Source organism: Streptococcus cristatus (genome assembly GCF_003943465.1).
Classification (GTDB): domain Bacteria; phylum Bacillota; class Bacilli; order Lactobacillales; family Streptococcaceae; genus Streptococcus; species Streptococcus cristatus_C.
The window spans coordinates 15203-27454 of sequence record NZ_RJPR01000007.1; the positions used below are offsets into that span (position 1 = coordinate 15203).

General features: G+C 40.0%; 12 protein-coding genes, 1 tRNA gene, 1 pseudogene and 1 other annotated feature. Of the genes and pseudogenes, 13 read left to right on the forward strand and 1 reads right to left on the reverse strand.

Annotation, left to right across the window (positions count from 1 at the left end):
- Positions 1-99: 99 nt before the first annotated feature.
- The 10 genes from D8793_RS07645 (at position 100) to D8793_RS07690 (ending at position 8866) form a co-directional block, all read left to right on the forward strand.
- Positions 100-1242, forward strand: coding sequence for a cysteine desulfurase family protein (locus D8793_RS07645; protein ID WP_125372208.1), 1143 nt, complete (start codon positions 100-102; stop codon positions 1240-1242).
- A gap of 3 nt (positions 1243-1245) precedes the next feature.
- A complete protein-coding gene (gene thiI, locus D8793_RS07650) occupies positions 1246-2460 on the forward strand; it encodes a tRNA uracil 4-sulfurtransferase ThiI (protein ID WP_125372210.1) in 1215 nt (404 codons plus the stop codon).
- Between the two features lie 76 nt (positions 2461-2536).
- Positions 2537-3136 carry a hypothetical protein gene (locus D8793_RS07655; protein ID WP_125372213.1) on the forward strand — a complete coding sequence of 200 codons (600 nt, stop codon included), beginning with the start codon at positions 2537-2539 and terminating at the stop codon, positions 3134-3136.
- 105 nt (positions 3137-3241) lie between these two features.
- Positions 3242-3329 (forward strand) — a sequence feature (ribosomal protein L21 leader region).
- 35 nt (positions 3330-3364) lie between these two features.
- The gene (gene rplU / locus D8793_RS07660) at positions 3365-3679 is read left to right on the forward strand and encodes a 50S ribosomal protein L21 (protein ID WP_005591928.1); all 315 of its coding nucleotides are present in this window, start codon (positions 3365-3367) and stop codon (positions 3677-3679) included.
- 15 nt (positions 3680-3694) lie between these two features.
- Complete coding sequence (locus D8793_RS07665; RefSeq protein WP_005590407.1) at positions 3695-4039, forward strand: ribosomal-processing cysteine protease Prp; 345 nt, start codon at positions 3695-3697, stop codon at positions 4037-4039.
- A gap of 17 nt (positions 4040-4056) precedes the next feature.
- A complete protein-coding gene (gene rpmA / locus D8793_RS07670; protein ID WP_005590406.1) occupies positions 4057-4350 on the forward strand; it encodes a 50S ribosomal protein L27 in 294 nt (97 codons plus the stop codon).
- Between the two features lie 161 nt (positions 4351-4511).
- Positions 4512-6494 (forward strand): NACHT domain-containing protein, encoded by a 1983-nt coding sequence (locus D8793_RS07675; protein WP_125372215.1) that lies wholly within the window; start codon positions 4512-4514, stop codon positions 6492-6494.
- Between the two features lie 103 nt (positions 6495-6597).
- The gene (locus D8793_RS07680; protein WP_125372218.1) at positions 6598-6903 is read left to right on the forward strand and encodes a rhodanese-like domain-containing protein; all 306 of its coding nucleotides are present in this window, start codon (positions 6598-6600) and stop codon (positions 6901-6903) included.
- 20 nt (positions 6904-6923) lie between these two features.
- Positions 6924-8576, forward strand: coding sequence for an FAD-dependent oxidoreductase (locus D8793_RS07685; protein WP_125372220.1), 1653 nt, complete (start codon positions 6924-6926; stop codon positions 8574-8576).
- Positions 8573-8866: a rhodanese-like domain-containing protein gene (locus D8793_RS07690; protein WP_125372222.1), complete on the forward strand. Its 294-nt coding sequence runs from the start codon at positions 8573-8575 to the stop codon at positions 8864-8866. The genes D8793_RS07685 and D8793_RS07690 overlap by 4 nt, the downstream gene beginning before the upstream one ends.
- A 201-nt stretch (positions 8867-9067) precedes the next feature.
- On the opposite strand, the gene D8793_RS07700 is transcribed toward D8793_RS07690, so the two are convergent.
- A complete protein-coding gene (locus D8793_RS07700) occupies positions 9068-9322 on the reverse strand; it encodes a metal-sensitive transcriptional regulator (RefSeq protein WP_005590397.1) in 255 nt (84 codons plus the stop codon).
- 270 nt (positions 9323-9592) lie between these two features.
- Between D8793_RS07700 and D8793_RS07705 the strand changes: the two genes are divergently transcribed.
- The 3 genes and pseudogenes from D8793_RS07705 (at position 9593) to D8793_RS07715 (ending at position 12225) form a co-directional block, all read left to right on the forward strand.
- Positions 9593-11557 (forward strand): peptide ABC transporter substrate-binding protein, encoded by a 1965-nt coding sequence (locus D8793_RS07705; protein WP_125372224.1) that lies wholly within the window; start codon positions 9593-9595, stop codon positions 11555-11557.
- A gap of 123 nt (positions 11558-11680) precedes the next feature.
- Positions 11681-11752, forward strand: a tRNA-Arg gene (locus tag D8793_RS07710).
- Between the two features lie 57 nt (positions 11753-11809).
- Positions 11810-12225 (forward strand): annotated as a pseudogene (locus tag D8793_RS07715) (NUDIX hydrolase).
- The last annotated feature ends 27 nt before the right edge of the window (positions 12226-12252 follow it).

Here is a 12252-nt window from a genome sequence, read left to right on the forward strand (position 1 = left end):
AAATTTATCAGGTAGGAACTGCGCCCTTTTCTTGTTCCTAGGCTCGTTTCGTGTTACAATAGGAGTATTGATTTTTACTGATAAAAACAGAGGAAAAAGATGATTTATTTAGATAATTCAGCGACAACCAAGCCCTATCCAGAGGCGCTGGCTACCTATACAGAAGTGGCTTCTAAAATCTGGGGCAATCCATCCAGTCTGCACAGTTTAGGTAGTCAGGCCACCCGTCTCTTAGAAGCTTCTCGCCGGCAAATAGCAGAGCTTTTAGGTAAGTCTTCGTCGGAGATTTTTTTTACGTCTGGAGGGACAGAAGGGGATAACTGGGTGCTTAAGGGAGTTGCTTTTGAAAAGATTCCTTTTGGCAAACACATTATCGTATCTAACATCGAGCATCCGGCGGTTAAAGAATCAGCCCTCTGGTTGCAGAGTCAGGGATTTGAAGTCGATTTTGCTCCAGTTGATAAGGCAGGTTTTGTTGAGGTAGACAAGCTAGCGGAGCTGATTCGACCAGACACCACTCTGATCTCGATCATGGCTGTCAATAATGAAATCGGCAGTATTCAGCCCATTCAGAAAATATCCGAACTGCTAGCAGACAAGCCGACTATTTCCTTTCACGTGGACGCTGTGCAGGCTGTTACGAAGATTCCGACAGGTGCTTATCTGACGGATCGCGTGGATTTTGCAACATTCTCCAGTCATAAATTTCACGGCCTTCGGGGCGTAGGCTTTGTCTATATCAAGTCTGGCAAGAAAATCATCCCGCTCTTGACTGGTGGCGGCCAGGAGTCGGATAAGCGATCAACGACGGAAAACTTAGCCGGCATTGCAGCCACAGCCAAGGCTCTGCGTTTATCCATGGAAAAGCAAGAAGTATTTGCCCAGCGGACGGCTCAGATGAAGAAGATTCTCCTTGAAGAGCTGCAGAAGTATCCAGATGTGGTGGTCTTCTCAGACATGGAAAATTTTGCGCCTCATATTCTGACCTTTGGTATCAAGGGAGTACGAGGTGAAGTCGTCGTCCATGCGTTTGAAGACTACGAGATCTATATCTCGACGACCAGCGCTTGCTCTTCTAAGGCTGGTAAGCCAGCAGGTACGCTGATTGCTATGGGGGTCGAAAAGTCTCTCGCTCAAACTGCTGTCCGTATCAGTTTGGATGCTGACAACGATATGAGCCAGATGGAGCAGTTCTTGACAACTTTTAAAATCATTTACGAAAAGACCAGAAAAGTAAGGTAAACAATGCAATATTCAGAAATTATGGTGCGCTATGGTGAGCTTTCTACCAAGGGCAAGAACCGCATGCGCTTTATCAACAAACTCAAACGTAATATTCAGGCTGTTTTGTCAGTCTATCCGCAGGTCCATGTCAAGGCTGACCGTGACCGGACCCATGTCTATCTGCACGGAACAGACTATCAGCCTGTCGCTGAGTCGCTCAAGCAGATTTTTGGGATTCAGAATTTCTCGCCATCTTATAAAATCGAAAAATCGGTACCAGCCCTAATCGAAGCTGTTCAAACCATAATGAAGGAAGTTTATCAAGAGGGCATGACCTTTAAAATTTCCAGCAAGCGCAGTGATCACAGTTTTGAACTGGATAGCCGCGAGCTTAATCAGACACTTGGGGATGCTGTTTTTGAGGCCATCCCAAATGTTCAGGTCAAGATGAAAGCGCCGGATATTGATCTTCGCGTTGAGATTCGTGAAGAAGCGGCTTATATCTCTTATGAGACGATTCGTGGTGCTGGGGGACTGCCAGTTGGCACTTCAGGAAAAGGCATGCTTATGCTGTCTGGTGGGATTGACTCACCAGTGGCTGGTTATCTGGCTCTCAAGCGCGGTGTGGATATCGAGGCGGTTCACTTTGCTAGTCCGCCTTACACCAGTCCAGGCGCGTTGAAAAAAGCTCAAGATTTGACGCGAAAACTGACCAAGTTTGGTGGCAATATCCAGTTTATCGAAGTTCCTTTTACGGAGATTCAGGAGGAGATTAAAGCTAAGGCTCCAGAAGCTTACCTGATGACACTGACTCGTCGCTTTATGATGCGTATTACAGATCGGATTCGTGAGGAGCGGGGCGCTCAAGTCATTATCAATGGAGAAAGTCTAGGTCAGGTGGCCAGTCAAACCATCGAGAGTATGCAGGCTATCAACGCTGTAACCAATACACCGGTTATCCGTCCTGTTGTGACGATGGATAAGCTGGAAATAATTGAGATTGCGGAAAAAATCGATACTTTCCAAATCTCTATCCAGCCCTTTGAAGACTGCTGTACTATTTTTGCGCCTGACCGGCCTAAAACCAATCCAAAAATCAAGAATGCTGAGCAGTACGAAGCTCGTCTAGATGTTGAAGGCTTGGTAGAACGCGCTGTTGCAGGCATCATGATTACAGAAATCAGACCACAGGCAGAGACTGATGAAGTTGACGAGCTAATTGAGGACTTGTTATAAGAGTTTACGGAGTATCTTTCTGCTAAAAGAATCTGGAAGCTATTTCCATTGATACTGAAGATAAAAGGGGATATTTATGAACGAGTGGGATTATTTCTTGAGTGGGCTCATGCGAGCATTGTCTTGGAAAGATGGACAAGATAATGCTTTGCTGTTTGGAATTCCCAGTTGGACTTATTTTATTGGTCTCTTAGTTCATTTCCAGATTTTCCTAAGCTTGTATGCTCTCTTATTTTGGGGATATCATAAAGATATTAAGGAAGCTGGCTCTGTCAAGAAGGCTATGAGAAATAAATGGAATACCATACGTCAAAGCCAAAAAAGTAAGGGCAGAGCTATTTTTGTCACAATAATTGGCGTTCTTCTTATGTTTTTTATCTTTCCTGCTTATGAAGGCTATCGAATTGCCAATGGTATTTGGCGCTATCATTACTTTACTAATCAGATAACCGAGCTAAAATCGGCTTTAGTGACTGGTGTTGATACCGAGACCGGAGGAAGTAAGTCTACCTATTCTCGTATTACCTTTACTATTAACGTTGATGGAAAAGAGCGAGAGGTCAATGTTTCAGATAGTAATAAAAGTCTTGCCAGATCAGCTAAAAAACATTTGAAGCCTCCGATAGCTATTGAGGTTTATGTCAATCAAGAAGGGCAGATTGTATATTTTAAATAAATGGAAGTACAGAATGAGGATATTTAGTGGAAAATCCGTTTTCATTAAATAAAATTACTTGCAAAAGGTTAGTAGAAGTGCTATACTAAGAATGTTGACTATGCACGGCCTGTGCAACCGCTCGAACATCGTTGCCCACATAGTGAGTATAAAGTGGTTCGTCCCACGATGCTAGGCGAGTCTTCACAAAAATACGGGGAAACCCCAAAAAATCATAGGAGGTGCATAATGAGCACATACGCAATCATTAAAACTGGCGGAAAACAAGTTAAAGTTGAAGTTGGTCAAGCTATCTACGTTGAAAAATTGGATGTTGAAGCTGGTCAAGAAGTGACTTTTAACGAAGTTGTTCTTGTTGGTGGTGATAAAACTGTTGTCGGAACTCCACTTGTTTCTGGAGCTACTGTAGTTGGAACTGTTGAAAAACAAGGAAAACAAAAGAAAGTCGTTACTTTCAAGTACAAACCTAAAAAAGGTAGCCACCGCAAACAAGGTCACCGTCAACCTTACACTAAAGTTGTCATCAACGCAATCAACGCTTAATTTACAGGAGAACACATGATACAGGCAGTCTTTGAGAAAGCCGAAGATGGCGAGCTGAGGAGTGCGGAAATTACTGGACACGCCGGAAGTGGCGAATACGGCTTTGATGTCGTGTGTGCATCGGTTTCTACGCTTGCCATAAATTTCATCAATTCAATTGAAAAATTTGCAGGCTATGAACCAATCCTAGAATTAAACGAAGAAGAAGGCGGATATTTACGAGTAGAGATCCCTATGGATATTCCGCCGCATCAGAGAGAAATGACTCAGCTTTTCTTTGAATCATTTTTCTTGGGAATGGCAAACTTATCGGAGAACTCTTCTGAGTTCGTCCAAACCAGAGTTATCACAGAAAACTAACACGGAGGAAAAACACTATGTTAAAAATGAATCTTGCAAGCTTGCAACTTTTCGCCCACAAAAAAGGTGGAGGTTCAACGTCAAACGGACGTGATTCACAAGCAAAACGTCTTGGAGCTAAAGCAGCTGACGGACAAACTGTAACTGGAGGATCTATCCTTTACCGTCAACGCGGTACACACATCTACCCAGGTGTTAACGTTGGCCGCGGTGGAGACGATACATTATTCGCAAAAGTTGAAGGTGTAGTACGCTTTGAACGTAAAGGTCGCGATAAGAAACAAGTATCAGTTTACCCAATTGCGAAATAATTCATTATTGATAAAAATCCCTGTCTCAAGATTGGGATTTTTATTTTTGGAAAAAATGGAATCGTTTCCTTTTGTGAAATCATTTTAAAAGAAATTGTTGTTACATGCAATGTTTTTTTTGTATAATAGAGTTGTTATAAGGATATTCTAAGGAGGGCAATATGGGATTTCTAAGCGGACCTATTTCAGCTTTGTTAAATAATACGTTGATTCAATTAAAAGATGAATTGGTGGACTTTGGTGTAGATAATTGGGAAAAATTTGAAACTGGATTTAATAAAAGTTTTACCTCCTATTTTGAGGGTTCATTTAAGAGAGTGAAGAATATTCCATTTGTGCTAAGCGGTACAAATAATATCGATTTGCTTTCTATTTTTCAGCCCACTTATCTAAAATCAGAAATAAATGATGTGAGATGTTATACTGCTGATTTAGATAATATTTTAAAAGAATCGGATAATGCTTGGATTTATGGATATGGTGGCATTGGTAAGTCAACCATGCTGAAGTACTTTTTTCTTAAGGAGATTGAAAAAGCTACGAGCAATAATAATCAAAGAATTCCCATTTATATTGAATTGAGGAAATATAATTTTGATTCGAAGAAAAGAAGGGAATTTTTAAATTTTATATATGAAGAAGCTAAAGTATTAGGGTTTGATTTAGAATTTAAGTATTTTGAATATATGGCAGAAAAAGGGCGCTTTATTTTTCTTTTGGATGCTTTTGATGAAATATCTTCAAATAATATGGAACAAGCTGCGACAGAGATAGAAGAATTAGCCACTAAATATTCTAATAATCCAATCTTTGTGACTAGCCGAAAATTACCTTTTAATCATATAAATAATGCCTCTTTATTTCATCCCTACGAAACGAATGGCTTAAGTAAAGACGAAGCGATAGCCTTAATAAGGCGTATCAGTAAATTGCCTATAGCAGAGTTAAAAGAAGAGGTGTTTGAACGGTTTATCAAGAGTTTGGAAGAACAGTTATATGATGAATATCTATCATTTGCAGAAAATCCAATATTGCTTTTTTTGATGCTACAAATGTTTGAAAGAAATGCAAGTTTTCCGACTGAAAAAGCTACATTTATCAAAGATTCTTACCGACTGCTCTATAAAGAACATGATCATTCAAAATTAGTTGCTCTAACTAGAGAGTTTAAAACCGACTTACCTGAGTCTACGATGATGCGAGTGATTTCTTATCTCTGTTTTCTCACTTATTTTGAAAATAATGGAGGGAAATCAGAGTTTACAGAAAGTGAGATTCTTTCTTTGCTAAATAGGGTATTAAATAACGAAGGCTTATCTTTGACAAGGGCAGAAGATTTGCTTGCTGATTTGATAACTTGTCTATGTATCATACATAAAGAGGGACAATCTTACTATTTTGTTCATAATATTTTCCAAGAATTTTACGCTGCCAACTATTTATATGATTTGGATAATGAAGTTCAAGAACAATTTTTTAAAGATAATTTTCTTGCTGAAGATATGAATCTTCGTTTGATTGAAACTACTATAGAATATTATGCTGAATTGGATAAAGAATTTAATAAGAAAAAGTTAAACTACAATCTCTTTCTGCCTGTTTTAGAAGAATTAAAATGTAGAAATGAAGGAAGAAACTTTGTTGAATTGGATACGATTTCATACAGAGTGAGACTATCTCCTAAAGGTGAGGGGGACATTATTTTCTATGATCTGAGTTTTTATGTTTTAGATTATTTTATGGATTATACTAAAATAGGTTATTTGTCAGTGCAAGATAAAAATCTGCCTTTGCCTGTGCAATTACCTAAATTTAAAATCAGAGAGCTACCTTTTATATATTCCGAAAATTATAGTAATTTAACGGATGAAGAGTATTTTCAACTGCGTGCTAAAATTGATAATGAACTCCAAAACGTAAAATTAAAAAGTGAAGCAATGGAACTTATGGAAAAGTATAAGCTAGACTTGATTAATTTCTCTATTGACTATAGTACGATTTGTAAAGACGCTGCATGGTATGAAGTCTTCAAAAAAAGTAGTGCTTATGAATGTTTAAATTTCATTGAAGACTGGGTAACAAAGACAAGAACCGAAAAAGAAGCGGACAAAAGAAAAATCCCAATTTTGAATTTTAAAAAATAAATCGGCAATATCTGCTGATTTATTTAGTTTTGAAATCGTTTCCTTGACATTTTCTCTTCTTAGTGTTTTAATATACCCTATAGGGGTATAAAGGAGAAAAAATATGTTTCATTTTTTTACAAAGATAGATAGTATTTCAACGGATGAGTTGGAGAAGCGGTTGAAGTCCAATATCCAACTAATTGACGTACGGACGCCATCCGAATTCCGTAGAGGACATATCAAAGAGGCTCAGAATGTTCCTTTGAGCCAAATTGGTCAATTTGCACCAGCAAAAAAGGAGACGATTTACGTCATCTGCCATTCAGGCATGCGGAGCAAGATGGCAGCGAAAAAGCTGAAGAAAAAGGGCTATGATGTCATCAATGTCCGCGGTGGTATGAGCGCTTGGACAGGTAAAACCATTTAAGTAGAAGGGGTTATTAAATAATGAAAATTATTATCATTGGTGGAGTTGCAGGCGGTATGTCTGCGGCAACACGTTTAAGACGGCTGATGGAAGATGCTGAAATTGTGATTTTTGAAAAAGGTCCTTTTGTATCTTTTGCGAACTGCGGCCTGCCTTATTATATTTCTGGTGAAATTGCTGAGCGAGATGCTCTCTTGGTTCAAACACCTGAAAGTCTCAAGGCACGCTTTAACTTGGATGTGCGACCTTCTCATGAGGTGGTGAAGATTTCACCTGAAGAGCACACGGTGACGGTAGCTCATGACGGTTCAGAGTTCACAGAGCAATATGACAAGTTGATTCTTTCACCGGGAGCGAAGCCTTTTATTCCTGAGATTGAAGGACTTTCAGAAGCAACTAATGTATTCACTTTGCGCAATGTTCCAGACTTGGATCAGATCATGTTAGCCTTGGATGAAGAGCCGCAAGAGGCTGTTGTCATCGGTGCTGGATTTATCGGTCTGGAAACGGCTGAAAATCTACGCAAGCATGGCTTGAATGTAACAATCGTAGAAAAAGCGCCGCATGTTTTGCCACCACTTGATGAGGAAATGGCAGCTTTTGTTCAAGCAGAATTAGTCGATAAGGGAGTGAAGGTCATCACTTCTCAGTCAGCTACTCGCTTCGAAGAAAATGGCAAAGTAATCGTCTTGGAAGATGGTCAAAAATTGGCTTCAGATGTGACCATTCTCTCTGTCGGGGTCCAGCCTGAAAATAGCTTAGCCAAGGCAGCAGGCATTGAGACAGGTCTTCGTGGGGGAATCTTAGTTGATGAACATTATGAGACGAGTCAGAAAGATATCTTTGCAGTCGGCGATGCTATCCTTGTCAAGCAGGAAATCACTGGTGAAGATGCCCTGATTGCCCTAGCTTCGCCTGCTAATCGACAAGGACGTCAGGTGGCAGATGTGCTTGCTGGCTTGGAGCGGAAGAATAAGGGAAGCATTGGCACAGCTATTGTGCGTGTCTTTGACATGACAGCCGCTTCGACAGGCCTGAACGAGCGTTTCCTTCAGCAAAATCACTTGCCTTATCAAGCGATTCATGTCAGTGGTAAGGATCATGCAGGCTACTATCCAGGTGCGACTGACTTGACCTTGAAATTGCTCTTTGAGCCAAAAACTGGAAAAATCTATGGTGCTCAAGGTGTGGGCGAAAAAGGCGTTGATAAGCGGATTGATATTCTGTCGACAGTTATCAAGGGCAATCTCACGATTTTTGATTTGCCAGAGCTGGAGTTCACCTATGCACCACCTTTTGGCTCAGCCAAGGATCCGGTCAATATGCTGGGCTATGCAGCGATGAATCTAGCGGAAGGCTTGAGTGAAAATATCCAATGGCACCAGCTGGAAGACGAGTTAGCAAGCGGAAAAGTCTTTTTAGATGTCCGGACACTTAATGAGTTTCAGCAAGGACGCCTGAAGGCGGACAAGACAGTCCATATTCCTCTGAATGAACTCAGAGAACGCTTGGCTGAGCTGGATAAGGAAGAAGAATATATCGTAAGCTGCCACAGCGGTCTGCGCAGCTATATTGCCGAGCGAATCTTAAAACAAGCAGGATTTGCAGTGAAAAATCTAGACGGAGCTTATGCTTTGTACAAAATGGTAAAACCAGAAGGAGTAGAAAAATGAAAACTATATCAGCAGCTGACTTAGAAAAGCAGTATCAATCTGAAAAATTGGCTATCGTAGATGTGCGCGAAAGGCATGAATTTCAAGCGGGTCATATCCCAAATGCTGGAAATCTTCCGCTCAGTGAGTTGGAAACTGGCTATAAAAAGCTGGATCCTGACTACAAATACTATGTCATTTGCCAAGGAGGAGCGCGTTCGGCGACTGCTTGCCAATTTCTTGCCATGCAGGGCTTTGATGTGACCAACGTATCAGGTGGCATGAACGCTTGGTCTGGAGAGATGGAATAAAAGATAAAAAGAGAGTGGGACAGAAATCGGTAATTCGTTAGAATTCGATTTCGTCGTCCCACCTCCGCACAGTTGAGTAGGGCTGTAAAAGCTGATGAAATCAGCCTAGTAGAGCCCACTCAACCACTGCGTCTTGCTCGACAATCCAAAGACAATTGAGAGGCTAGGACTTTTGTCCCAGCCTCTTTTTTTCTGTTCTTCTTATTTTCGATTTACCAGAAAATGAATAGCTTTCTCTATTCTTTCCCTTTGTTTTTTCGGATCATCAGCTGGATTTTCTAGGCAATCCGTTAAATTCTCAGTGATAACCATCTCAATAACACGGTCAACGCTGGAGCGGACGGCTAATAACTGTGTGAGAATATCTGAACATTCCCTGTCCTCTTCAATCATTTTTTGAATGCCTCTTAACTGGCCTTCAGAGCGTTTGAGGCGGGTAATATAATTAGAATTCACTGTGATTTNCTCGTTTGTTTACATTGAGTTTATTATATGCTTAATCTGTATATTTGTCAATTGGATTGGTTGGAGGTAGTTTTCAGAAATTTTCCATAATCACTCTCTGATTATTCTATTTACTTTTTATCAGAATTCTGGTATAATAGCTTATGTTATAAAATATAACATAGAAATTGAACTAAGAGAATACTAAATAAAATAAGGGCTTATCTTTATTTCCGATCCTCTTATTCTTAGACTTTTCTCTCAATTTTTGGAGGTGTATTTATGAAAGTATCAAAAATGCTTTTAGCTACTGGAGTGGTACTCAGTGCAGGAGTATTCTTGTCAGCATGTGGCAAATCTTCATCCAGCACAACTACATATTCTTATGTTTATGCCAGTGATCCAGATAGCTTGAACTACCTGACCACTAACCGTGCAACTACATCAGACGTTATTACAAACCTTGTGGATGGTCTCTTGGAAAATGATGAATATGGAAATCTAGTTCCTTCTCTTGCAGAATCATGGACAGTTTCTCAAGATGGCCTGACTTACACATATAAGCTTCGTAAGGATGCTAAGTGGTTCAATGTTGATGGCGAAGAAGTCGCAAGTGTGAAAGCTCAAGACTTTGTGACTGGACTTAAATATGTGGCTGACCAGAAGTCTGAAGCCCTTTACCTGATTCAAGACTCGATTAGTGGCTTGGATGCCTATGTCAAAGGCGACGAAAAAGACTTTTCAAAAGTCGGAGTGAAGGCAGTAGATGATTATACTGTTCAATACACGCTGACACGCCCAGAGCCTTATTGGAACTCTAAAACTACGAATAATATCTTGTTCCCTGTCAATGAAGAATTTTTGAAGTCTAAAGGAAAAGATTTTGGTTCTGTTGATCCATCAAGTATTCTTTACAACGGTCCTTTCCTTTTGAAATCTTTGACTTCTAAATCGTCTATGGAATTCGTTAAAAATCCAAATTATTATGATAAAGACAAGGTCAGTCTAGAACATGTTAAATTAACCTACTATGATGGATCGGACCAAGAATCTTTAATTCGCAACTTCAGTGATGGTGCTTATAGTGGTGCTCGTCTCTATCCGAATACTTCAGGATACGCAGCAGTTAAAAAGAAATATGCGTATAATATCCTTTATAGCCCACAGGATGCGACCTCATATTACTTTAATTTCAACTTCAACCGTCAATCTTACAATCACACTTCCAAAACAAGTGATGCTCAAAAGAATGCAACAAAAGAAGCAGTTTTAAATAAGGACTTCCGTCAGGCCGTCAATTTTGCCCTTGACCGGACTTCTTATGGTGCGCAAAGTAATGGTAAAGATGGAGCTACCAAGCTGTTGAGAAATACGCTTGTCCCTCCAACATTTGTTCAAATTGGCGATCAAACTTTTGGCCAAGTAGTTGCTTCTAAATTAGTGAATTATGGTACAGAATGGGAAAATATCGATCTGACAGATGCTCAAGATGCTTATTATAATCCAGAAAAAGCTAAGGCAAGATTTGCTAAAGCTAAGGAAGCTTTAGAGTCTAAGGGAGTTCAATTCCCAATCCATTTAGACCTTCCTGTAGACCAGGCTGACAAGGTGGGTATCCAATGGGCAAGTTCAGTAAAACAATCAATTGAATCAACCTTGGGTGCAGAAAATGTAGTGATTGACCTGCAGAAGATTAGTGTGGATGATTTGAACAACATCACCTATTTTGCAAATACTGCAGCTCAAAAGGACTATGACTTCTATACAGGGGGCTGGTCAGCTGACTATCAAGACCCATCTACCTACTTAGATACTCTAAATGTAAATAATGGCGCTAGCTTGCAAAACTTTGGTTTTGAGCCAGGTCAAGATATGGACAAGATGAAAGAGTTGGGCTTGGACACTTATACTAAGATGTTGGAAGAAGCAAATGCTGAAACAACAGATGTGAAAGTTCGCTATGAAAAATATGCGGATGCACAAGCTTGGTTGCTTGATAGTGGGATTATCATGCCGACCATTTCAGGAGGCGGTAGTCCTTCTGTAAGTAAGTCCAAACCTTTCAGTCGTGCCTATTCACTCGTTGGAATCAAGGGATCTCCCTTCAACTTTAAATATACGAAGCTCAGAAGTGAGATTGTAACGACCAAAGAATATGAAGAAGCTAAGAAGAAATGGCAAGAAAAAACGTTGGAATCTAACAAAAAAGCCCAAGAAGAGCTAGCAGATCATATTGAAAAGAAATAAGAGATTAAAAGATTAACTTTCAAAGAAAGTTAATCTTTTTGATTTGATCTAGATTAGAAATTTCGTAAAAGGAGCCATTTAGACTTGTTTTTTTGTGAAAAATTGGTTATAATGAATGAGTTGCCACCCTTAGTGTAATGGATATCACGTAAGATTCCGGTTCTTGAGATGGGAGTTCGATTCTCTCAGGGTGGATGACTGAAGCTCGGACTCGTGAGAGTCCTTTTTTGTTTTCTAAGAGAGGAGACAGCTATAGTGGTGAAGTTAATCGCTCATACCTTGATTGAGAAAGACGGAAAGTATCTGCTGATCAAACGCTCTAAAATAAAGCGCGGCCTTCCTAATGTTTATCCATGCCATTGGGTATTCCTGGCGGAAGCGTAGAAGAGAACGAACTACCCAGAGAAGCAGCTCTACGTGAGGCTATGGAAGAGGTTAATCAAAAGATTCGGATTGATAAGATCATTCATGAAGATAGTCAGTTTGACTCAAGAAAAAATGCTGTTTTTACACGCTTGGTTTATGAGGCTAAGATTATGGAGCAGCGCGATATCCTATTGGATCCAGAAGAGCATACAGACTTTATTTGGCTTTCTTCTTTGGAGGACTTAGAGGGAGAGCTGATTGTTCCTTATTTAATTGATATTTTTGCCGATAGATCCACATAAAACAACAAAAAAACATCCCCTTTTTTA

Excerpts from the sequence above, each read along its gene's own strand:
- D8793_RS07645 (WP_125372208.1), top strand. The coding sequence starts at position 100 with ATGATTTATTTAGATAATTCAGCGACAACCAAGCCCTATCCAGAGGCG.
- thiI (WP_125372210.1), top strand. The coding sequence starts at position 1,246 with ATGCAATATTCAGAAATTATGGTGCGCTATGGTGAGCTTTCTACCAAG.
- D8793_RS07655 (WP_125372213.1), top strand. The coding sequence starts at position 2,537 with ATGAACGAGTGGGATTATTTCTTGAGTGGGCTCATGCGAGCATTGTCT.
- rplU (WP_005591928.1), top strand. The coding sequence starts at position 3,365 with ATGAGCACATACGCAATCATTAAAACTGGCGGAAAACAAGTTAAAGTT.
- D8793_RS07665 (WP_005590407.1), top strand. The coding sequence starts at position 3,695 with ATGATACAGGCAGTCTTTGAGAAAGCCGAAGATGGCGAGCTGAGGAGT.
- rpmA (WP_005590406.1), top strand. The coding sequence starts at position 4,057 with ATGTTAAAAATGAATCTTGCAAGCTTGCAACTTTTCGCCCACAAAAAA.
- D8793_RS07675 (WP_125372215.1), top strand. The coding sequence starts at position 4,512 with ATGGGATTTCTAAGCGGACCTATTTCAGCTTTGTTAAATAATACGTTG.
- D8793_RS07680 (WP_125372218.1), top strand. The coding sequence starts at position 6,598 with ATGTTTCATTTTTTTACAAAGATAGATAGTATTTCAACGGATGAGTTG.
- D8793_RS07685 (WP_125372220.1), top strand. The coding sequence starts at position 6,924 with ATGAAAATTATTATCATTGGTGGAGTTGCAGGCGGTATGTCTGCGGCA.
- D8793_RS07690 (WP_125372222.1), top strand. The coding sequence starts at position 8,573 with ATGAAAACTATATCAGCAGCTGACTTAGAAAAGCAGTATCAATCTGAA.
- D8793_RS07705 (WP_125372224.1), top strand. The coding sequence starts at position 9,593 with ATGAAAGTATCAAAAATGCTTTTAGCTACTGGAGTGGTACTCAGTGCA.